The organism is Photobacterium sp. GSS17 (genome assembly GCF_028621875.1).
GTDB lineage: Bacteria > Pseudomonadota > Gammaproteobacteria > Enterobacterales > Vibrionaceae > Photobacterium > Photobacterium ganghwense.
Genome location: NZ_CP117517.1, coordinates 2,584,398 through 2,607,073 on the forward strand (window position 1 = coordinate 2,584,398; position 22,676 = coordinate 2,607,073).

20 protein-coding genes are annotated in these 22,676 nt (G+C 49.5%); 8 read left to right on the forward strand and 12 right to left on the reverse strand.

Features of this window, described 5'->3' with window-relative positions; genetic code table 11:
* Positions 1 to 43 precede the first annotated feature (43 nt).
* From odhB to sdhC, 6 genes are all read right to left on the reverse strand, one after another.
* A complete protein-coding gene (odhB, locus tag PGW97_RS11540) occupies positions 44 to 1,261 on the reverse strand; it encodes a 2-oxoglutarate dehydrogenase complex dihydrolipoyllysine-residue succinyltransferase (protein ID WP_273857364.1) in 1,218 nt (405 codons plus the stop codon).
* 31 nt (positions 1,262 to 1,292) lie between these two features.
* The gene (sucA, locus tag PGW97_RS11545; RefSeq protein ID WP_217392694.1) at positions 1,293 to 4,103 is read right to left on the reverse strand and encodes a 2-oxoglutarate dehydrogenase E1 component; all 2,811 of its coding nucleotides are present in this window, start codon (positions 4,101 to 4,103) and stop codon (positions 1,293 to 1,295) included.
* 109 nt (positions 4,104 to 4,212) lie between these two features.
* The gene (locus PGW97_RS11550; RefSeq protein WP_047887764.1) at positions 4,213 to 4,926 is read right to left on the reverse strand and encodes a succinate dehydrogenase iron-sulfur subunit; all 714 of its coding nucleotides are present in this window, start codon (positions 4,924 to 4,926) and stop codon (positions 4,213 to 4,215) included.
* Between the two features lie 14 nt (positions 4,927 to 4,940).
* Positions 4,941 to 6,707: a succinate dehydrogenase flavoprotein subunit gene (gene sdhA, locus PGW97_RS11555; RefSeq protein ID WP_047887765.1), complete on the reverse strand. Its 1,767-nt coding sequence runs from the start codon at positions 6,705 to 6,707 to the stop codon at positions 4,941 to 4,943.
* Complete coding sequence (sdhD, locus tag PGW97_RS11560; protein ID WP_047887766.1) at positions 6,708 to 7,055, reverse strand: succinate dehydrogenase, hydrophobic membrane anchor protein; 348 nt, start codon at positions 7,053 to 7,055, stop codon at positions 6,708 to 6,710. It lies immediately after the preceding gene.
* Positions 7,049 to 7,429: a succinate dehydrogenase cytochrome b556 subunit gene (gene sdhC, locus PGW97_RS11565; RefSeq protein WP_047887767.1), complete on the reverse strand. Its 381-nt coding sequence runs from the start codon at positions 7,427 to 7,429 to the stop codon at positions 7,049 to 7,051. The genes sdhD and sdhC overlap by 7 nt, the downstream gene beginning before the upstream one ends.
* A gap of 430 nt (positions 7,430 to 7,859) precedes the next feature.
* Between sdhC and PGW97_RS11570 the strand changes: the two genes are divergently transcribed.
* Positions 7,860 to 9,149, forward strand: a complete 1,290-nt coding sequence (locus PGW97_RS11570; protein WP_047887768.1) for a citrate synthase — start codon at positions 7,860 to 7,862, stop codon at positions 9,147 to 9,149.
* A gap of 84 nt (positions 9,150 to 9,233) precedes the next feature.
* Here PGW97_RS11570 and PGW97_RS11575 read toward each other — a convergent pair whose 3' ends face one another.
* The gene (locus PGW97_RS11575; protein WP_273857365.1) at positions 9,234 to 9,992 is read right to left on the reverse strand and encodes a Nif3-like dinuclear metal center hexameric protein; all 759 of its coding nucleotides are present in this window, start codon (positions 9,990 to 9,992) and stop codon (positions 9,234 to 9,236) included.
* 335 nt (positions 9,993 to 10,327) lie between these two features.
* Between PGW97_RS11575 and PGW97_RS11580 the strand changes: the two genes are divergently transcribed.
* A complete protein-coding gene (locus PGW97_RS11580; protein WP_047887770.1) occupies positions 10,328 to 11,167 on the forward strand; it encodes a DUF1853 family protein in 840 nt (279 codons plus the stop codon).
* A 184-nt stretch (positions 11,168 to 11,351) separates the two neighbouring features.
* Here the strand turns inward: PGW97_RS11580 and pgm are convergent, their stop codons facing one another.
* Together pgm and seqA are read right to left on the reverse strand one after the other, a co-directional pair.
* Positions 11,352 to 12,998 carry a phosphoglucomutase (alpha-D-glucose-1,6-bisphosphate-dependent) gene (gene pgm / locus PGW97_RS11585; protein WP_273857366.1) on the reverse strand — a complete coding sequence of 549 codons (1,647 nt, stop codon included), beginning with the start codon at positions 12,996 to 12,998 and terminating at the stop codon, positions 11,352 to 11,354.
* A 35-nt stretch (positions 12,999 to 13,033) separates the two neighbouring features.
* On the reverse strand, positions 13,034 to 13,582 hold the full coding sequence (gene seqA / locus PGW97_RS11590) for a replication initiation negative regulator SeqA (RefSeq protein WP_047887772.1): 549 nt from the start codon (positions 13,580 to 13,582) through the stop codon (positions 13,034 to 13,036).
* A 102-nt stretch (positions 13,583 to 13,684) separates the two neighbouring features.
* On the opposite strand from seqA, the gene PGW97_RS11595 reads away from it, so the two are divergent.
* From PGW97_RS11595 to fldA, 3 genes are all read left to right on the forward strand, one after another.
* The gene (locus tag PGW97_RS11595) at positions 13,685 to 14,452 is read left to right on the forward strand and encodes an alpha/beta fold hydrolase (RefSeq protein WP_047887773.1); all 768 of its coding nucleotides are present in this window, start codon (positions 13,685 to 13,687) and stop codon (positions 14,450 to 14,452) included.
* A gap of 77 nt (positions 14,453 to 14,529) precedes the next feature.
* Positions 14,530 to 14,751 carry a DUF2788 domain-containing protein gene (locus tag PGW97_RS11600; RefSeq protein WP_047887774.1) on the forward strand — a complete coding sequence of 74 codons (222 nt, stop codon included), beginning with the start codon at positions 14,530 to 14,532 and terminating at the stop codon, positions 14,749 to 14,751.
* A 158-nt stretch (positions 14,752 to 14,909) separates the two neighbouring features.
* Positions 14,910 to 15,437, forward strand: coding sequence for a flavodoxin FldA (fldA, locus tag PGW97_RS11605; protein ID WP_047887775.1), 528 nt, complete (start codon positions 14,910 to 14,912; stop codon positions 15,435 to 15,437).
* 157 nt (positions 15,438 to 15,594) lie between these two features.
* Here the strand turns inward: fldA and PGW97_RS11610 are convergent, their stop codons facing one another.
* A complete protein-coding gene (locus PGW97_RS11610) occupies positions 15,595 to 16,095 on the reverse strand; it encodes a DUF4442 domain-containing protein (RefSeq protein ID WP_047887776.1) in 501 nt (166 codons plus the stop codon).
* Positions 16,096 to 16,312: 217 nt separating this feature from the next.
* On the opposite strand from PGW97_RS11610, the gene fur reads away from it, so the two are divergent.
* Positions 16,313 to 16,759: a ferric iron uptake transcriptional regulator gene (gene fur / locus PGW97_RS11615; RefSeq protein ID WP_047887777.1), complete on the forward strand. Its 447-nt coding sequence runs from the start codon at positions 16,313 to 16,315 to the stop codon at positions 16,757 to 16,759.
* Between the two features lie 125 nt (positions 16,760 to 16,884).
* On the opposite strand, the gene glnS is transcribed toward fur, so the two are convergent.
* Both glnS and nagE read right to left on the reverse strand, forming a co-directional pair.
* Positions 16,885 to 18,549 (reverse strand): glutamine--tRNA ligase, encoded by a 1,665-nt coding sequence (glnS, locus tag PGW97_RS11620; RefSeq protein WP_047887778.1) that lies wholly within the window; start codon positions 18,547 to 18,549, stop codon positions 16,885 to 16,887.
* Between the two features lie 426 nt (positions 18,550 to 18,975).
* On the reverse strand, positions 18,976 to 20,466 hold the full coding sequence (nagE, locus tag PGW97_RS11625) for an N-acetylglucosamine-specific PTS transporter subunit IIBC (RefSeq protein ID WP_273857367.1): 1,491 nt from the start codon (positions 20,464 to 20,466) through the stop codon (positions 18,976 to 18,978).
* Between the two features lie 255 nt (positions 20,467 to 20,721).
* Between nagE and nagB the strand changes: the two genes are divergently transcribed.
* Positions 20,722 to 21,522, forward strand: a complete 801-nt coding sequence (gene nagB, locus PGW97_RS11630; protein ID WP_273857368.1) for a glucosamine-6-phosphate deaminase — start codon at positions 20,722 to 20,724, stop codon at positions 21,520 to 21,522.
* A gap of 15 nt (positions 21,523 to 21,537) precedes the next feature.
* Positions 21,538 to 22,674: an N-acetylglucosamine-6-phosphate deacetylase gene (gene nagA, locus PGW97_RS11635; protein WP_217392687.1), complete on the forward strand. Its 1,137-nt coding sequence runs from the start codon at positions 21,538 to 21,540 to the stop codon at positions 22,672 to 22,674.
* Positions 22,675 to 22,676: the final 2 nt, after the last annotated feature.

A 22,676-nucleotide genomic window follows, 5' to 3' on the forward strand; every position in this document is an offset into this window, starting at 1 on the left:
ATTAAATAGGCCGGACGTTGAGCCTGCCCGGCCTGATACAGTGTTATACGTCCAGAAGCAGACGTGTTGGGTCTTCTAGAAGCTCTTTGATAGTAACCAGGAAGCCTACTGACTCACGGCCATCGATCAGGCGGTGGTCGTAAGACAGTGCCAGGTACATCATTGGCAGGATTTCAACCTTGCCGTCTACCGCCATTGGACGGTCCTGGATTTTGTGCATACCCAGAATCGCAGCTTGTGGCGGGTTGATGATTGGCGTAGACATCAGGGAACCGAACACACCACCGTTGGTGATAGTGAAGTTACCGCCAGTCAGCTCTTCAACTTTCAGCTTGCCGTCACGGCCTTTGATAGCCAGGTCACGAATGCCTTTTTCAATTTCAGCCAGGCTTAGCTTGTCACAGTCACGCAGAACCGGAGTTACCAGGCCGCGAGGTGTTGACACAGCGATGCTGACGTCAAAGAAGTTGTGGTACACGATGTCGTCACCGTCGATAGAAGCATTCACTTCCGGGTAACGTTTCAGCGCTTCAACCACAGCTTTCACGTAGAAAGACATGAAGCCCAAACGGATGCCGTGGCGTTCTTCAAAGATGTCTTTGTACTGCTGACGCAGATCCATGATTGGCTTCATGTTCACTTCGTTGAAGGTCGTCAGCATCGCAGTGCTGTTCTTCGCTTCAAGCAGACGCTCAGCCACACGCTTACGCAGACGAGTCATCGGAACACGTTTCTCGCTACGGTGAGCAAGAGGCGCTTCTGCTTTCACTTCAACCGCAGTGTCAGCAACCGGTGCCGCTTTCTTACCGTCTTTCACGTAAGCTTCAACGTCTTCACGAGTGATGCGACCGCCAACACCAGTGCCTTTCACATCCGTTGCGTTAATGCTGTGCTCAGCCAGCAGACGACGAACCGCAGGGCTCAGTGCTTCATTTGTTTCTTCACTCAGCGCGGCAGTGCTGCGCTTGTTTGGTGAAGCTTCGGCTTCCGCCGGTACATCTTTAGTTGGTTCGCCAGCAACGGCGCCCACTTTGATCTTACCCAGCAGCTGCTTGGTCAGAACTGTCGTACCTTCCACTTCCAGAATTGATTCCAGAATACCGTCTTCAGGTGCTGGTACTTCCAGCACAACTTTGTCTGTCTCGATATCAACCAGAACTTCATCACGTGTAACTGCATCACCTGGTTGTTTGTGCCAGGTTGCCACTGTCGCATCAGCAACTGATTCAGGTAAATCGGGAACCAGAATTTCGATCGTCATATCGGCTTTGTCCTTTTTGTTCCAGTTCAAATCAAGCTATTGTTAGTGCGTCTTCAACCAACGCTTTTTGTTGTTTCAGGTGAACCGACATGTAACCTACCGCCGGTGAGGCTGATGCCGCACGGCCTGCATAGTTCAGTTCAGCGCCTTGAGGCAGAGCAGCACGGAAGTTGTGCTGGCTTGAGTACCAAGCGCCCTGGTTCTGAGGTTCTTCCTGACACCAGATAAAGTCTTTAACGTGCTGGTAATCCGCCAGCGCCGCTTCGACGTCCTCTTTCGGGAATGGGTAAAGCTGTTCGATACGCACGATGGCAACATCGGTCTGCTCATTCTTACGACGCTGTTCCAGCAGATCGTAATACACCTTACCTGAACACAGGACGACACGTTTCACCTGTTTCGGATCCAGATCATCAATCTCGCCGATAGCAGGCTGGAAGTTGCCGTTAGCCAGGTCATCCAGAGTAGAAGTACACAATGGATGGCGAAGCAGCGACTTCGGAGACATCACAATCAGCGGGCGACGCATTGGGCGTACGACCTGGCGACGCAACATGTGGTAAACCTGAGCCGGTGTGGACGGAATCACCACTTGCATGTTCTGCTCAGCACACAGCTGCAGGTAACGCTCAAGACGGGCTGATGAATGCTCTGGGCCCTGACCTTCATAACCATGAGGCAACAGCATAGTCAGACCACACATACGGCCCCACTTCTGTTCACCCGAGCTGATGAACTGGTCAATCACTACCTGTGCACCGTTCGCGAAGTCACCAAACTGGGCTTCCCATACAGTCAGGCCGCCCGGCTCAGCCGTGGCATAACCGTATTCAAATGCCAGTACCGCTTCTTCCGACAACACAGAGTCAAACACCTGGAAAGGCCCCTGCTTGTCATGAATGTTTGCCAGCGGGATATAAGTGCTTGCATCGTTTTGGTTGTGCAGAACCGCGTGACGGTGGAAGAATGTACCACGTCCTGAGTCCTGGCCAGTGATACGAATGCGATTGCCTTCGTCAACCAAAGTGGCGTACGCCAGTGTTTCTGCCATACCCCAGTCGATAGCTTTTTCGCCGCTCGCCATAGACAGGCGATCGTTGTACAGCTTCTGAACCCGGCTTTGCAGAATGTGACTTTCAGGGTACTGACAGATACGTTGCGCCAACTCAACCAGACGGCCTTCGTCGTACTGGTTTTTCCACTCAACAGTCCAGTCGTGGCCCAGATATGGAGCCCAGTCAACGGAATGGAGTTTCATTGGACGCCATTCTTTCACGACGCAATCACCACGATCCAGCGCATCACGGTACTCATTGATCAGTGCAGTCGCAGTTTCCAAATCAACCGAACCCGCATCAGTCAGCATGTCAGCATACAGCTTACGTGGCGTTGGGTGCTTCTTGATCTTCTGGTACATCAGCGGTTGGGTCGCATTCGGCTCATCCGCTTCGTTGTGACCATGGCGACGGTAACACACCAGATCAATCACGACGTCGCGCTTAAACGTGTTACGGAAATCCAGTGCAATACGAGTAACGAATGCAACGGCTTCCGGATCATCAGCGTTAACGTGGAAGATTGGTGACTGAACCATCTTGGCGATGTCAGTACAGTACTGAGTCGAACGGGTATCCATAGGGTTGGATGTAGTGAAACCAACCTGGTTGTTCACGACGATGCGAACAGTACCACCCACACGGTAACCACGAGACTGGGACATGTTGAAGGTTTCAGCTACCACACCCTGACCGGCAATTGCAGAGTCACCGTGGATGGTAATAGGCAGAACTTGCGAGCCATCTTTGTCGCCAAGGCGATCCTGACGGGCACGAACCGAGCCCACAACAACCGGATTCACAATTTCCAGGTGCGACGGGTTGAATGCGAGTGCTAAATGCACGTCACCGCCTGGCGTTGCGAAGTCAGCAGAGAAACCCTGGTGGTATTTCACATCACCAGTACCCCAGCTTTCGCCGTGCTTACCGGCAAACTCGTCAAACAGGTCCTGCGGCTTTTTACCCAGAACGTTGACCAGCATGTTCAGACGACCGCGGTGTGCCATACCGATTACCACTTCACGGGCACCATTAGTACCTGCGTAGCGAATCAGTTCTTTGACCATAGGGATCAGGGCATCACCACCTTCCAGTGAGAAGCGCTTCGCACCAGGGAATTTCGCGCCCAGATAGCGCTCAAGACCTTCAGCAGCTGTCAGCTCTTCCAGGAATGTCTGTTGCTCTTCCTTCGTGAAAGTACCACGACCCACCACAGATTCCAGACGCTGCTGAATCCAGCGTTTTTCTTCTGTATTAGTGATGTGCATGTACTCGGCACCGATCGAACCACAGTAGGTTTTCTTCAGCGCATCGTACAGCTCAGAAAGTTTCATGGTCTCTTGGCCGATAGCGAAAGAGCCCACGTTGAATGTTTCGTTGAAATCATCCGCTGTCAGGTTATGGAACTCAGGATCGAGGTCTGCGACTCGCTCCTGTTGCCACAGGCCTAACGGATCTAAGTTCGCGTGCTGATGTCCGCGGAATCGGTAAGCATTGATAAGCTGCAATACCTTAACCTGCTTGGCATCAACGTCTGGATCGCTGACGGTAGCACTTAGATGAGTCGTCTCTTTCGCCAAACGCCGGAAGTAGTCACGAACCCGTGAATGCGGCTGCTCAACGGCAGTTTCACTCACAACAGGCAGATCACTGAATACGTGACGCCATTCTTCGTCCACTAACTCTGGGTCGCTAAGATACAACTCGTAGAGATCCTCTACATAAGTTGCATTGGCGCCAGCCAGGTGTGAAGACTCTAACCAAGTCTTCATAACGCCGTTCTGCATTGTTTTCCCTTAACCACTAGTTATCGCCATTTGCGCCGGATTGGGTACCGGGCTAAAAGCCGACTCCCGATTGCGAATCAGAGAGCCAGCATATCGATAATTCGAAAAATTATACTGCGCGCTTGAGCAACATCGACTTGATGTGGCCAATCGCTTTTGTCGGATTCAAGCCTTTCGGACAAACATTTACACAGTTCATGATGCCATGGCAACGGAAAACACTAAAAGCGTCGTCCAGATCAGATAAACGTTCGTCAGTCGCGGTATCACGACTATCAATTAACCAGCGGTATGCCGCCAGCAGGCCAGCCGGGCCAATAAATTTATCCGGGTTCCACCAGAATGACGGGCACGATGTTGAACAACATGCACACATGATACATTCGTACAGACCATCAAGGTGGGCACGATCTTCTGGTGACTGAAGGTTTTCACGAGCCGGTGGCTGTGCGCCTTCATTAATCAGGAACGGCTTAACCTTGGCATAGTTGGTGTAGAACTGATCCATATCGATGATCAGGTCACGAATCACAGGCAAACCAGGCAACGGACGGATAACAATGGTCTTTTCGCCTGTCAGCGCTGACAGCGGCGTGATACAAGCCAGACCGTTTTTACCGTTCATATTGATGCCATCAGAACCACATACCCCTTCACGGCATGAGCGACGGAACGCCAGTGACGGATCCTGTTCTTTCAGAAGAATCAGGGCGTCCAGTACCATCATGTCAGAGCCTTCCGGCACATCCAGGGTGTACCCTTTCATGTGCGGCGCGTTGTCTACGTCAGGGTTGTAGCGGTAAATTGAGAAATTGAGTTTCATAATCTATCTTCCCCTTAGTAAGTACGCGCTTTTGGCGGGAACGCTTCACGATGAACTGGCGACATATTTACATCACGCTTCGACATTTCTTCTGTCTCAGGGTTGTAAATGGAGTGGCACAGCCAGTTTGCATCATCACGCTCAGGGAAGTCGAAACGTGCGTGCGCACCACGGCTCTCAGTACGGTAGTTAGCCGCAACAGCGGTGGCAAACGCCGTTTCCATCAGGTTGTCCAGTTCCAGACATTCGATACGCTGGGTATTGAATTCTGATGAAGTATCGTCAAGACGGGCTTCTTTCAGACGCTCACGGATCACTTTCAGCTCTTCCAGACCGGTTGCCATTGCTTCACCCTCACGGAATACCGAGAAGTTGTTTTGCATGCAGCGCTGCAGATCTTTACGGATTTGAACCGGATCTTCACCTTTCTGGGTGCTGTTCCAACGGTTCAGACGAGCCAGTGACGCTTCGATGTCAGATTCAGTTGCAGGGCGGGCTTCAGCCTGCGCCAGCAGTGTTTCACCCAGGTGAAGACCGGTTGCACGGCCGAATACCACCAGGTCAAGCAGTGAGTTACCACCCAGACGGTTCGCACCGTGTACTGATACAGAGGCGATTTCACCACATGCGAACAGACCTTGAACTTCAACGTCCTGACCGGAAGCTGTTTGTTTGATTGCCTGACCAGAAACCTGAGTCGGTACACCACCCATCATGTAGTGACAGGTTGGGATAACTGGGATTGGCTCTTTCACCGGATCAACGTGCGCGAAAGTACGCGACAGTTCACAAATACCTGGTAGACGAGATTCCAGTACCTCTTTACCCAGGTGATCCAGTTTCAGTTTGATGTGTGGACCCCATGGGCCATCGCAACCGCGACCTTCACGAATTTCGACCATCATTGAACGCGCAACAACGTCACGACCAGCCAGGTCTTTCGCGTTCGGCGCGTAACGCTCCATGAAGCGCTCACCATCTTTGTTCAGCAGGTAACCACCTTCACCACGACAGCCTTCCGTTACCAGAACACCGGCACCGGCAATACCCGTCGGGTGGAACTGCCACATTTCCATATCTTGCATCGGTACACCAGCACGCAGAGCCATACCAACACCGTCACCGGTATTGATGTGAGCATTCGTCGTCGATGCGTAGATACGGCCAGCACCGCCTGTTGCCAGGATAGTTGCTTTAGACTTGAAGTAACAGATTTCGCCGGTTTCCATGCACAATGCAGTACAGCCCAGAATAGCGCCATCTTGGTTCTTAACCAGATCCAGTGCATACCATTCTGAGAAGATAGTAGTTTTGTGCTTCACGTTTTGTTGGTACAGCGTGTGCAGCAGTGCGTGGCCGGTACGGTCAGCTGCAGCTGCAGTACGTGCTGCCTGCTCACCACCAAACTCTTTCGACTGACCGCCGAACGGACGCTGGTAAATAGTGCCATTGTCAAAACGAGAGAACGGCAGACCCATTTTTTCCAGCTCAATTACGGATTGTGGGCCAGTCTTACACATGTACTCGATCGCGTTCTGGTCACCGATGTAGTCGGAACCTTTTACGGTATCGTACATGTGCCATTGCCAGTTGTCCGGGTGTGAGTTACCCAGAGCAACGGTAATACCACCTTGCGCAGATACTGTATGTGAACGGGTCGGGAAAACTTTAGACAGCAGCGCACATTTCAGGCCCTGCTCAGAAATTTGCAGTGCGGCGCGCATCCCAGCACCACCAGCACCAATTACAACGGCATCAAATTCTCGAACTGCAATGCTCACTTACGCACCCCACACAATAAAGAAACCTGAGAACAGGTAAACCAGAAGAACAGCAACAACACCAAACTGAAGACCCGCACGTAGCGCAGCAGGTTTAATATAATCAGTCAGTACCTGCCACAAACCGATCCAGGCGTGAACCAGAATGGATAGCAGTGCCAGCATGGTGAAGACTTTAGTGCTTAGCTTGCCGAAGAAAGCACTCCAGGTTTCAAAGGTCAGATCAGGCCCGAAGGCAAAGAAACCAACCATATAAAGGGTGTAAAGCGTAAGAATGATTGCCGTTGCGCGGATCAGAATAAAATCATGAACGCCATTACGGCCGACTGTAGAAACGTTGCTTACCATACCAGGCCTCCAGCGAACAGAGACAGTACAGCAACGATTGCAAAACTTACTTTTGCACTCGCAATACCGGTTTCCATCTCTTCAAAATATCCCATATCCATCAACAAGTGACGAATACCGACTACAATGTGATAGAACAGTGCAGTTAGTACTCCCCAAAGAACGAACTTCACAAAGAAACTGTCGACAATGTCAGCAGCACTTGCGAAACCTTCCGGGGAAGACAGGGAGAGGCCCAGTAGCCACAACAGGATAGCTACGGATACAAAGGTGATCACGCCTGAAACGCGATGCAAGATAGACGCTATCGCAGTTAGAGGGAAGCGAATCGTCTGTAGGTCGAGGTTAACAGGTCTTGGCTTGTTTACTTTCACGGTGATTGCCCACTCAGCTCCATTGAAGCAATTTTATTGTTATCACTCTCCGCTTCCGCTTAAGCCGTACAACTGCGTTAACCGTTAACATTGTTGTAACTTGAGGTTGCAATTATGTTTTACCCTGAAATAGCGATAAAACGGTGCCTTACCTAACTTACGAAAATTATTGATAACTTGAGCATTTGTATCTGGCGGCGGCAGAACCAGAGACCTGCGGCGAGTATACGCCTCGCAACAGCCAATTACAAATCCTGTTACATGACCTCTAACACGCTTTTAGAAATTTACCCCTTTTATCCAAAGTTATTAACAAGCGCACACAAGTGAGCACAAAAATTGACAATCACTCCACCGATCGGTACAACAAATGCACATCCGCCTAGGACTAGGATCGGATTAGGATTATAAAAAAACAAAGGAGATTGTTATGGCAGACAAGAAAGCTACTCTTCATATTGAAGGGAATGCACCGATCGAACTGCCGATTATCGGGGGCACTGAAGGGCCTGAAGTAGTTGACGTACGTAAGCTTGGCGCTAACGGTTACTTTACTTTTGACCCGGGTTTTCTAGCCACTGCGTCATGTGAATCTCAAATTACTTACATTGATGGTGATAACGGTATTCTGCTTCATCGCGGATACCCGATTGACCAGTTAGCCAATAACGCTGACTACTTGGAAGTCTGTTACATTCTGCTGTATGGCGAAGTACCGACCCGTGAGCAGTACGAAACTTTCCGTACCACGGTGACACGCCATACTATGGTTCACGAGCAAATTTCGAGTTTCTTCCACGGTTTCCGTCGTGATGCACACCCAATGGCTGTTATGTGTGGCGTAGTAGGCGCACTGGCAGCGTTCTATCACGATTCTCTGGATATCAATAACGATACCCACCGTGAAATCACGGCTTTCCGCCTGCTATCGAAGATGCCGACTCTGGCAGCAATGTGTTACAAATACTCGATTGGCCAGCCGTTTATCTTCCCGCGTAATGACCTGGACTATGCGGAAAACTTCCTGCACATGATGTTTGCCACTCCGTGTGAAGAATACGAAGTGAGCCCTGTCGTTGCTCGCGCGATGGATAAAATCTTCACGCTGCACGCCGACCATGAGCAAAACGCGTCAACATCAACAGTCCGTCTGGCAGGTTCTTCGGGTGCTAACCCATTTGCCTGTATCGCTGCGGGTATTGCTTCTCTGTGGGGTCCTGCCCACGGTGGTGCAAACGAAGCTTGTCTGAAAATGCTGGAAGAAATTGGCAGCGTAGACAAGATTCCTGAGTACATTGAACGTGCTAAAGACAAGGATGATCCATTCCGCCTGATGGGCTTTGGTCACCGTGTTTATAAGAACTACGACCCACGTGCAACCGTAATGCGTGAAGCGTGTCACGATGTACTGCAAGAGCTAAATATTCAGGATCCGCTGCTGGATGTGGCGATGGAACTTGAGCGTATCGCTCTGTCTGACGAGTACTTCATTGAGAAGAAACTGTACCCGAACGTTGATTTCTACTCAGGTATCATCCTGAAAGCAATCGGTATTCCGGTATCTATGTTCACCGTGATCTTTGCAATGTCCCGTACCATCGGCTGGATTGCCCACTGGAACGAAATGCACAATGATCCGCACAACCGCATTGGCCGTCCTCGCCAGCTGTACACCGGTTACAAGCAGCGTGCGTTCAAACCTCTGCATGAGCGTGAATAAGTTGCTTCACTAAAAAAGGGCCTTACGGCCCTTTTTTAATTCGTCTTTCTTTCGCATCACCGCTTGGCACGACGAACTTAGTTACTACACTGGGTTATCGATATCAATAAAGGTCACGTCAAAGCCATGGTTAGCTGCCAGGTATTCACCCAGTGCTTTCACTCCATAGCGCTCGGTTGCATGATGACCCGCGCTGAAATAATGAATACCCAGCTCGCGGGCAGTATGCACAGTACGTTCCGAAATTTCCCCGGAAATAAAGGCATCCAGCCCTTTCTGAGCAGCCAGTTCAAGAAAATCCTGGCCTCCCCCAGTACACCAGCCAACGGTCTTGATCTCTGCCGGCCCCGTATCACCGATGTGCAGCGGTTCACGATGTAATGCGATGGATAAACGTGCTGCCAGCTCATCACCACTCAACGGCTCAGCAAACTGGCCAAAAACAGATACTGAGTTCGGATTACCCGCCTCAAGCCCGCCCAGCATTTCAATATCCAGCAGCTTGGCTAATTGCGCATTGTTCCCAAGGGTTGGGTGCACGTCCAGCGGTAGGTGGTAAGCGTACAGATTAATCCCGTTTTCAATCAGAGCCTTAATACGACGGTATTTCATACCACGAATTTCAGAAGGTTCCCCTTTCCAGAAATAACCGTGGTGGACCAACAATGCGTCTGCTTTTTCTTCAATCGCTCGGTCAACCAGCGCCTGGCTGGCCGTCACGCCGGTGATAATGGTTTTTACCTCAGCTTTCCCTTCAACCTGCAGCCCGTTTGGGCAGTAATCTTTGATCAGGTGCGGACTCAGTAATTCATTGAGCAAAGTTTCTAATTTTAACTGATTCATGGTCATTTCCTTTTGCGTCTATGATCCTATTCTAACGTGAAACCGGGCTGAAAAAAGCCGTGATAAGGCCATACACCCTGCTCCTAACCTGTTACCATCAAGGGTAATAAAGGCAGCATGCCCGACATTGCAGGAAAATCGCGATAGGTAAGGTACAAATACCATCTCGCTACCCACTGACGACGCTAACAATAAACCAGAGCTGTTTATAAGTCGCCATAGTTATCCACAAGAGCCATTATTGGCATGGTGATATCGAAGAAATCTCCTGCGATATGAGAATCGGACGAACTTTTTAGTCCATCTATTTATATAAAAAGGCGATTTATATCAAAATGTCATCAAACCAGCTATTGCAAAACCAGCCGCTCAACCATAAGCAGAGCTCGCCGAACCCGTTTGAGGCTGTCTTACATCTGCCGCCCCTGCTCACGGGGCATGACTACATCATCGACCAAGATTGGCTGGCGCAATTTCGCCAATCCGCCAATATTCCAGCGGATTCATCCTACCAGGGCAATCCACGGTTGGGCTTTTACTATCAGTGGCTTTGGCAACAACTCATCCTTGAACACCCGCATTATGATCTGGTTGCGGAAGAACTTCAGCTACACGACAACAAACAAACATTGGGGGCGATCGATTTCCTGGTTCGCAATCTGATGACAGGTGAACTGGAACACTGGGAAGTGGCAATCAAATTTTACCTAGCCTGGGAGCAGAGTTGGCCGGGTCCTAACGCCAAAGACAACTTAGATAAAAAAGCAAAGCGAATGCTGGAGCACCAGTTAGCCCTGTCTGATCACATGGCTTATCAACAACAGCTCTCCCCAATCTTCGGTCAGGTTGCGGTTAGACGTCTCATCATGCAGGGTCGACTGTTTTACCCGGAAGATCAAACCAGCCAAGGTTCCGGCATTTCTCTTAATCCGGGAGCCAGCATCGGACGCTGGTGTTACAGCCACCAGCTTCAAGACAAGATATTACGACCGCTGACAAAACGGGAATGGATTGCTCCACCGCCATTTTCAACGCTGGCGACGCCGCCTTTAACGGGCGTGATTTCTCATCCGGCCATGGCGGTCGATGCGCAAGAAAACCTCTGGTTCGTAATGCCGGATCACTGGCCTGCTCAGCAACCTGAACACAGGCTAGGACATCAGATGGTGAAATAGAACAGTTCGACATACAGGATTGAAGAAAACACGGGATCGCGATAGGCCCTATGAAACAATAATAAAAGTGGAACAATATAAAACGAGCAATATAAAACGAGGCAATAAAAAAACGCCCGGCAAAGCGGGCGTTTTTAAATTTCAGTCAGCAATCGACCTGATCAGTAACTCGAAAGCTGGAAGCTTACATACCAGCGTCAGCGAAAACCTTACTGACAATCTCCTGCGCTTCTTGTTCAATCAGAGCGAGGTGTTCCTTGCCCTTAAAGCTTTCACAGTAGATTTTATAGATGTCTTCGGTACCTGACGGACGTGCAGCAAACCACCCGTTCGCAGTTGTTACTTTCAGGCCACCAATTGCGGCACCATTACCTGGTGCATGGGTCAGACGTGCAGTAATAACATCCCCAGCCAGCGTCTCAGCAGCAACCATTTCCGGCGACAGTTTGCTCAGCACGGCTTTTTGCTCGCTGTTTGCGACCGCTTGCAGGCGGCTGTAGGCCGACTCACCGTGCTTGGCAGCCAGTGCTTCGTAGTACTGCTGCGGGTTCTTACCCGTTACTGCAGTAATTTCCGCAGCCAGCAGACACAGAAGAATACCGTCTTTGTCTGTCGACCAAGGCGTACCGTCCATTCGCAGGAAAGACGCTCCGGCACTTTCTTCGCCGCCAAAGCCCAGCTCACCACTGTACAAACCGTCCACAAACCACTTGAAGCCAACCGGTACTTCGCAAAGCTCACGCCCCAAATCAGCTACAACACGGTCAATCAGTGCACTAGATACCAGCGTTTTACCAACCGCAACATCTTGTCGCCATTCAGGGCGATGGCGATACAGGTAGTCAATACAAACAGCCAGGTAATGGTTCGGGTTCATTAATCCGGTAGGCGTTACAATACCGTGACGGTCATAATCCGGATCGTTACCAAAAGCCAGATCAAACTTATCTTTGTGTGCCAGCAGACCCGCCATCGCGTACGGTGACGAACAGTCCATCCGCACGACGCCGTCTTTATCCAACGACATAAAACGGAACGATGGATCAATCGACTCATCAACCAGAGTCAGATCCAACCCGTAACGAGCAGCTATCTGACGCCAGTACTCAATACCCGAGCCACCCAGCGGATCCACACCCAGTTTCAGGTTCGCTTGCTGAATCGCAGCCATGTCAATAACGTTAACCAAATCATCAACATACGGAGCAACCAGATCACGCTCTTCCACCAGCTCACTGGCAAAAGCATCCTGAATCGTTACACGCTTAACGTCCTGCAGCCCAGCGGCAATAATCTCGTTGGCACGAGATTCAATGGCACTGGTCAGGTTCCCTTCAGCCGGGCCGCCATGTACTGGATTGTATTTGATCCCACCATCTTGAGGCGGGTTATGTGACGGGGTAATAACGATACCATCGGCTTTTGCCTCATGGTTTTTGTTATGGCACAGAATAGCGTGTGAGATCCCCGGCGTTGGCGTATAGCCACGGCCTTGTTGAATCACAACCTGTACGCCATTGGCAACCAGCACTTCCAGGGTGGAGGTGAAAGCAGGCTCAGACAGCGCATGGGTGTCTTTACCTAAGAAAAGCGGACCCGTTACCCCATTCGCAGCGCGAACTTCTGCAACGGCCTGGGCAATTGCCCAAATATGATGCTGGTTGAAGGTTCCCTTGTCAGCCGTTCCCCGGTGACCGGAAGTCCCGAAAGCCACTTTCTGCTGCGAGTTTTGAACGTCCGGCTCGATCAGAAAGTAATTTGCCACTAACGCAGGAATATTATGCATATCTTCTTGCTGGGCACGCTGCCCAGCTCGAGGATGAATCGCCATTAACTTATCCTTGTAAAATCAAAGGCTTTTGCCTGTTAAATTTCACCGCAAACTTTTTCGATGATATCCGCGCCGAAGCTCATCTTGTTCATCAACTGCTCAACCATCTGGCGTTTGCGATCAGTATTGGTATTCGTAATGACCCAGAATGGCGTCTCCGGGATAGCTTTCGGCTTCGTCGTTTTACCACTGGCCAGCAGCTTTTCTTCGCTGTCAGCAAAATACACGCGTGTACGACCTTTGATTGCCGCGGCTTCTGCAAAGCCTTCCGGATCGATACGATAAAGCGAAGACAGAACCAGCATAAATCGGCCAATCGCTTTTTCCTGAGCGGCAAACTCATCGGAGATCAGCAGAGATCGCATTTCTTTGACACGATCAGCCTGCTCGACCTTGCCCGCATCTTTGCTGACTACGATCCCTTTTTGGCGAACCGGTATAGCAACTTCAGTGTGAACGGCTAATCCGGATTGATCAGGCATCATCAGCAAGCGGCGCAGAATATCGGATGCACTCTCGCCAATATGTTGAGTCTGGCTGGCGATGTAGCGATATAGCTCTTCGTCTACCTCAATAGTCTTCATCGTAGTGTTCATTGTCGTTCCGTTTAAAAATCACCGGGAGATTATAACGTGAACCGAGGTTATACTCTACGGTAAAGCGTTAACAACAAGAGAAATTAGTCAGTGAAACTTCATTATCAGGTTGATGGCGAAGGCGATGTGATCGTCTTGATCCACGGTTTATTCGGCAGTGCAGATAACCTTGGCCTGCTCGCCAGATCCTTGAAAGAACAATACAAAGTGATCAGCGTGGATCTTCGCAATCATGGACGCTCCCCTCACAGCGACCGTTTTACCTACCGTGACATGGCCACTGACGTGCTGAATGTTGTGGATCAACTGGATATTGAACGTTTTTCCGTCATTGGTCATTCCATGGGCGGAAAAGTCGCCATGGCGATGACTGAGCTGGCCACTACCCGCCTGAATCACCTGATGGTGCTGGATATGGCACCGGTCCACTATCAGGTTCACCGTCATCAAAATGTCTTTGCCGGATTACGTGAAGTTGCCAGCCATCCGGTCAGCAAACGCAGTGAGGCCGAGCAGTACCTGGCCATGCATGTGGTTGAGCCGGGCGTCCGTCAGTTCCTGTTGAAATCTTTCGCCAAACAAGAAAGCGGCGACTACGGATGGCGTTTTAATGTCGACGGGCTGATTGCTAACTACGACACAATTATGGGTTGGCCGGAAGTCGCGCCTTACGCAGGAAAAACCCTCTTTATTAAAGGACAGAATTCAGAGTACATTCTGCCAGAGCACCGTGAGGCGATCAGCCGCCAGTTCCCGAATGCCAAAGCTCACATGGTTGCCAATACCGGACACTGGCTTCATGCCGAAAAGCCGGACACGGTTAACCGTATCATTTTAAACTTCTTACAAGCTGCTTAACGTTAACAGTACCATTATGTCTGTGGTATAGTTCGCGCCTGACTCAGCAACAACGTTATGGCTGTAAGGAGACGCAAATGCTGTATGAGCACATGGACTTGCTTGAATCTATCGGGCTGGATTTAATGTTTGCCGCCATTTTCTTCTTAATCGGTATGGCGATCAAAGATGTGCTGAAGCAAGGTAATGTTCCGCCTTTTGGCCGCAAAATTGTGTGGCTGGTCCTGTTTTTGGGCTGTGCAGGATTCGTTACCAAAGGGCTGATCCAGATTAGCTGGGAAGGCGCCGGCATCGGTTAAGCTGAATTTTACAACGCCAATGGTTATCATTGCAGGTATAATCGCTGCTTTCAGCCGAATGGCCATTGGCGACCGGAGCATTTGGCTCTCGGGTTAATTTATGTATATCGTGAGCGTTTTCGCTGACGGTCAACAATTAAATACGGGTAATCTCTACTATGGCGAGTGTAGGACTCTTCTTTGGTAGCGACACAGGTAATACAGAAGCTGTCGCTAAAATGATCCAGAAGCAACTGGGTAAAAAGCTGGTTGAAGTCAAAGATATTGCAAAAAGCAGCAAAGAAGACATCGACAATTTTGACCTGCTGCTACTGGGTATCCCAACCTGGTACTACGGCGAAGCACAGTGTGACTGGGACGACTTCTTCCCAGAGCTGGAGCAGATTGACTTTTCAACCAAGCTGGTAGCGATTTTCGGTTGTGGTGACCAGGAAGACTACGCAGAATACTTCTGTGATGCCATGGGCACAGTACGTGACATCGTGGAAGGCCGTGGCGCAACGATTGTTGGTCATTTCCCAACAGAAGGTTTTGAGTTCGAAGCATCTAAAGCCCTGGTGGACGATAGCCACTTTGTTGGCCTGTGTATCGACGAAGACCGTCAGCCAGAACTGACGCAAGAGCGTGTTGAGAAATGGGTTAACCAAATTTACGAAGAAATGTGTCTGGCAGAACTGGCCGACTAATTTCCTTCTCACACAAGCAAAACGCCAGGTTTTACCTGGCGTTTTTTATTGGCTGACGTTTGAAACCGATACATGCAACATACTCTTTTAAAAAGAAAAATTACTCGTTGCTCTCTGGCTTAATTGTCGATTTGTACCACGTTGCTCATTGTCCGGCTTAAGATAACACCTCGCTTTCCGCCTCATTGCCGGCTTCACGGTATTGCGGCTTTTTACGGACATACAGTACCCGTTTCACCTGTGACACGACCTCACCGTTGGCATCTTTGACATGTACAACGAATTCAGGAAAGTACTTATCTCCCCCTTCCGTCGCTTTATGAATGTCGCTCAGGCAGTCTTCACTGATGACAAAATCTGCAAATAAATCAGTCTGTCCCGGTTTGATAAAGTTAATTTCAGCGTGCTTGTCCCAGACAAAATATTCTTTACCCAGAATCCCCATCAGCATCAACGCGTAGACAGGATCCGTCAGAGAAAAAATACTGCCGCCGTATTGAGTACGATTAGCATTTTTATTCCACCATCTTAACTTCAGCCTGATCTTAACTTCCCGAAAATCGTCGGAAATATGGACGATACGAATGCCGGCTCCCCAAAAAGGTGGCCATATATTCAGGGCTGCTTTGACAATGCCCGGTTTGTAGAATCGATACACGTAGTTTCTTCCTGAATACTGGTACGATGAGCCAAAGCTTACTCTACACCGCGACAAATGTACATTCCATTAACAATAAAGCAACAGAAGAAAAAGTTAGAGATCAGCAAGATTGACCCGCTTTTAGGTTTATTGTTACCTTGTGGTCACTTATAATGAATAAAGAAGAGAAAGACTACCGTGCCATGAGGGTGCGGATAGCCAATAGGAAAATCCAATGTCAGATAATAATCACGCACTTAAACAAGCTGGCCTGAAGGTAACGCTTCCACGTCTAAAGATTTTGGAAGTGCTGCAACAGCCTGAATGCCAGCACATCAGTGCTGAAGACCTATACAAGAAACTCATCGATATCGGTGAAGAGATTGGCCTGGCAACTGTTTACCGTGTACTGAACCAATTTGATGATGCAGGCATCGTCACACGCCACCATTTTGAAGGTGGTAAATCGGTGTTTGAGCTGGCTACCCAGCACCACCATGATCACCTGGTTTGCCTGGATTGCGGTAAAGTGATTGAATTTTCTGACGATCTCATTGAGCAGCGTCAGAAAGAAATCGCAGCCAGCTTCAATGTCACTCTTACTAACCACAGCTTGTACCTGTACGGTCACTGTGCGAATGGTAATTGCCAGGAAGACGAAAGTCTTCACGACGAGAAATAATCAGTCACAACCATAACGACCAGGGCCGGACGGCTCAACACTGGCCACTGACACTGATATTTCTCCCTCTATAAAAAAACCAGCCTTTCGGCTGGTTTTTATCTTTGAGCTACTGAGACTTAGTCTCAGTCACCAATTTTTGCCCAAGTATCACGCAGACCAACAGTACGGTTAAATACCAGACTCTCTGCTGATGAGTCTTTGCTGTCGGCACAGAAGTAACCCATACGCTCAAACTGGTATGCTTTTTCTGCTTCTGCTGAAACCAGCGCTGGCTCGACGAAACCTTTCAGTACCACCAGAGATTCAGGGTTGATGACAGAAACAAAGTCTTCTGCTGCTCCTGGGTTTGGTACAGTGAACAGGCGATCGTACAGACGGAATTCCGCCGGAACACCTGCTTCAGCCGATACCCAGTGAATCACGCCCTTCACCTTACGACCATCTGCCGGGTTTTTGCCCAGAGTGTCATTGTCGTAAGTACAGAAGATCGTGGTGATATTGCCCGCTTCATCTTTTTCGATACGTTCAGCTTTGATGATATAAGCACCGCGCAGACGTACTTCTTTACCCAGCACCAGACGCTTGTACTTCTTATTCGCTTCTTCGCGGAAATCTTCACGCTCAATGTACAGTTCACGCGTGAATGGTACCTGACGGTTACCCATTTCAGGGTCGTTAGGGTGGTTCGCGATTTCCAGCATTTCAGTGGCACCGTCGAAGTTTTCAATCACCACCTTCACCGGATCCAGAACCGCCATTGCACGCGGTGCGATGTCATTCAGATCATCACGGATGCATGACTCCAGAGAGCTCATCTCAATGGTGTTGTCTTGCTTAGTAACACCAATACGCTTACAGAACTCACGAATAGACGCAGGCGTAAAGCCACGACGGCGCAGACCAGAGATGGTAGGCATACGTGGATCATCCCAGCCAGAAACCAGCTTTTCAGTCACCAGCTGATTCAGCTTACGCTTGGACATCACGGTGTATTCCAGGTTCAGACGGCTGAACTCGTACTGGCGTGGACGGCAGTCAATGGTGATGTTATCCAGCACCCAATCATACAGACGGCGGTTGTCCATGAATTCCAGCGTACACAGAGAGTGAGTAATGCCTTCCAGTGCATCGGAAATACAGTGGGTGAAGTCATACATCGGGTAGATGCACCACTTGTCGCCTGTCTGGTGGTGAGTAGCGAAACGCACACGGTACAGAACGGGATCGCGCATTACCATAAACGGTGATGCCATATCGATTTTCGCACGCAGGCACATTTTGCCTTCTTCCACTTCACCGTTCTTCATTTTGTCGAACAGCTCAAGGTTTTCTTCTACGCTGCGATCACGGTATGGACTGTGCTTACCCGGCTCAGTCAGGGTACCACGGTACTCACGGATCTGCTCTGGGCTTAGCTCATCCACGTAAGCCAGGCCTTTGTTGATCAGTTCAATGGCAAACCCATGAAGCTTGTCAAAGTAGTCAGACGAGTAACAAACTTCACCGTCCCATTCGAAACCTAGCCAGTTAACATCTTTCTTGATTGACTCAACGTATTCGATGTCTTCTTTCTCTGGGTTCGTATCATCGAAGCGCAGGTTACATTGACCCTGGTAGTCCTGAGCGATACCGAAGTTCAGACAAATAGATTTCGCATGGCCGATATGCAGGTAGCCGTTTGGCTCTGGCGGGAATCGGGTATGAACGCTGGTATGTTTGCCACTGGCTAAATCCGCATCAATGATTTGACGGATAAAGTTCGTTGGACGAGCTTCAGATTCACTCATCTAGGTACACCTCGTGTGCTGAAGGATTTTTGATTTCCCTATGATCCATAAATATGGGGTATGACTCAACAAATAGTATGCATTGTTTGTCGATATGGATAAAAAAACCCCGCTATTCGCGGGGCAATCGAGAGATTATTCTCAGCAATTAAATGGCTTTCAGATAAAAGCCGAATACAACATTCCACTCAGGTGCCTATCAGGGATAGCGGCAGCCCGGTTTGAAGCAGTGCAAACCGCTTCTATATCGATACTGCGCAAAGCGAAAAACAGATACAGAAACGACCTAACGCCACACCTTTCCCTACTCTGTTTTTGTGATTTGTACTCACGTTAGCAGACCAAGCAAGTGGGAAAAAAATCGGCCTCTTACTGAGGCCGACTTGCAGAGAACCCTTTGGTTTCAGATAACCAGCGGCATTTCTCTTATGGCAGTTTTACTGCGGACAGATCTTCGCTTGCTGGGATTTTCTTCATTTCACCAGCCACAATCTCTGCCAATGGACCCAAGATAACCTGCAGGTTATTTGAACCCAGTTTGACAACTCCCATCGCACCCAGTGCTTTCAGAGTTTTCTCATCTGCCAGGCTACGATCTTTCAGAGTCAGACGCAGGCGAGTGATACACGCATCAATATTTTCCAGGTTTTCATGACCACCCAGCGCTTTCAGATACTGTTTCGCCAACTCACCCGTTTCCTGTGAACCGGTAACAGCAGACGACTCGGTATCTTCGTCTTCACGGCCCGGTGTTTTCAGGTTGAACTTCACAATCACCGCACGGAAGATAAAGTAGTACAGGGCGAAGAACACCAGCCCCTGAACAATCAGCATGTACCAGTTAACCGCCAGTGGGTTACGCGTCGACAATACAAGGTCAACCAGACCGGCAGAGAAGCCAAAGCCCGCAATCCAGTGCATTGATGCCGCAATGTACACAGAGATACCCGCCAACAGTGCATGCAGAACGTACAGGCCCGGAGCCAGGAACATGAACGCAAATTCCAGAGGCTCAGTCACACCAGTGAAGAAAGACGCGAAGCTCGCTGCAATCATGATAGAGGCAACTTTCTCTTTGTTTTTCGCTTTCGCAGTGTGGTACATCGCCAGTGCAGCACCAGGCAGACCAAACATCATGATTGGGAAGAAGCCCGCTTGGTACATACCCGTTACACCCGGTGTCGCTGTACCTTCCGCGATTGACTTAGCGCCACCCAGGAAGTTAGGAATGTCGTTGATACCCGCTACGTCGAACCAGAATACAGAGTTCAGCGCGTGGTGCAGACCAACAGGAATCAGCAGACGGTTAAAGAAGGCATAGATACCAGCCCCCACTTCACCCAGACTCTGGATACCTTCACCGAACGATACCAGACCGCCATAAATTGCAGGCCAGATGTACATCAGGATAAAGGCAATGAAAATCCCTGCAAACGACGTCAGGATAGGAACCAAACGCTTACCAGAGAAGAAGGCCAGAGCTTTGTGAAGCTCAACATGGGAGAAGCGATTGTAAATTTCAGCCGATACAATACCAACCAGAATACCAACGAACTGGTTGTTAATCTTGTTAAACGCAGCCGGTACTGAGCTTGGGTCGATACCTTGGATTTGTGCAACAGCCCCCGGAGACAACAGCGTGGTTACCACCAGGAAGCCAACGAAGCCAGACAGTGCCGCCGCACCATCCTTATCTTTAGACATACCGTATGCGACACCAACCGCAAACAGTACCGACATATTATCAATGATGGCGGAACCGGCTTTAATCAGAAAAGCTGCCAGAGCGCTGTTCGCCCCCCAGCCATTCGGGTCAATCCAGTAACCGACACCCATCAGGATTGCAGCAGCAGGCAGCGTGGCGACTGGCACCATTAACGCTTTACCTACTTTTTGAAAGTATCCAAGAATATTCACCCTCAGTTCCCCCTATGGTTTTCTCAGATGCGATATGAATAACTTATTTTAGTTATCCGATTAAGTAATATGCAGTGTAAGAAATTAATTTCGCCCCGCAAATTAAAACCTCTTCAATTGTGATCATAATCACCTGCAAACCCAATCTAACAGCGATTTTGCTAGCTCGATCATAAAACTTATTTTATTATCCAAAACAAACCCCGAATCGCGCTAGAATTGACCCATAATCGAAACTTGGAATGAGGTGTCGCCGTGAGACTAATCCCACTGAACAATGCTAAAGATGTAGGTCTGTGGTCTGCTCGCTATATTGCTGATCGTATTAATAAATTTAAGCCTACCGCAGAACGTCCTTTCGTTCTTGGACTGCCTACCGGCGGTACGCCACTGGCTACATATAAGCGCTTAATTGAGCTTTATGAAGCAGGAGAAGTAAGTTTTAAACATGTTGTAACATTCAACATGGACGAGTACATCGGTATCCCGTCGGATCACCCGGAATCTTACCGTAGCTTCATGTACAACAACTTCTTCAATCACATTGATATTCAAGAAGAAAATATCAATCTCCTGAACGGCAACACTGACGATCACGACGCAGAATGCCAACGTTATGAAGCCAAAATTAAGTCTTACGGCAAAATCAACCTGTTCATGGGTGGCGTAGGCAACGACGGTCATATCGCATTTAACGAACCAGCCTCATCGCTGGCTTCACGCACGCGCATTAAAACCCTGACCGAAGATACTCGTATTGCCAACTCCCGCTTCTTTGACGGCGATATCAGCCAGGTGCCGAAATACGCACTAACCATCGGTGTCGGAACGCTGCTGGATAGCGAAGAGATCATGATCCTGGTAACCGGCCACGGTAAAGCACAGGCTCTTGAGGCCGCTGTCGAAGGTTCAGTTAACCATCTGTGGACGGTATCAGCCCTTCAGATTCATCCTAAGTCACTGATTGTCTGCGATGAACCTGCCACGCAGGAACTGAAAGTGAAGACTGTGAAGTACTTCAAAGAGCTTGAAGCAGAAAACATCAAACATCTGTAATTGAAGGAGTTATTCATGTACGCGCTGACCAACTGCCGCATTTTTACCGGGAGCGATGTGCTGAATAACCACGCCGTCATCATTGACGGCGTGAACATTCACGCTGTTTGCCCTGAGTCTGACCTACCTGCCGGAATAGCAACCTGCGATCTGGAGGGGGCTAACCTCACACCGGGTTTTATTGACTTACAACTGAATGGTTGCGGTGGCGTCATGTTCAATGACGAAATTAACGCCGACACCATTCATACCATGCATCGCGCCAACCTCAAGTCTGGCTGCACCAGCTTTCTGCCCACTCTGATCACCTCTTCAGATGAAGACATGAAAGCGGCTATCCAGGCGGCTCGTGAATACCAGAGTAAATACCAGAATCACTCTCTGGGCCTGCACCTTGAGGGACCATACCTTAACGTGATGAAAAAAGGGATCCACTCTGTTGACCATATTCGTCGTTCTGATGATTCGATGATTCACGCGATTTGCGAGAATGCTGATGTGGTCACCAAAGTGACCCTGGCACCGGAGCTAAACGCCCACAGCCATATTGAACAGCTGGTTGAGGCTGGCATTATCGTCTCGGCAGGCCATACCAATGCGACGTATGTGGAAGCCCGTAAAGGCTTTGCGGCCGGTATCAGCTTCGCTACCCACCTGTTCAACGCCATGACCCCAATTGCCGGACGTGAACCCGGTATGGTTGGTGCTATTTATGATACCCCTGAGGTATATACCGGTATCATCGCCGACGGTTTCCATGTGGACTACGCCAACATCCGAATGGCGCATCGCATGAAAGGTGACAAACTTGTTTTGGTCACCGATGCAACTGCACCCGCAGGAGCAGACATTGATCACTTTATTTTTGTCGGTAAGAAAGTATATTACCGAGATGGTAAGTGTGTTGATGAAAACGGCACACTGGGTGGTTCGGCACTCACTATGATTGAAGCAGTTCAAAACAGTGTCGAGCATGCAGGTATCGCCCTGGACGAAGCGATTCGTATGGCTACCTTGTATCCTGCTCGCGCAATTGGCGTTGACAAGAAACTGGGGGCCATCAAAAAAGGCATGGTTGCTAACCTGACTATTTTTGATCGTGACTACCGTGTCCGGGCGACTGTTGTTAACGGCGAATACGAGCAGAACTAAAC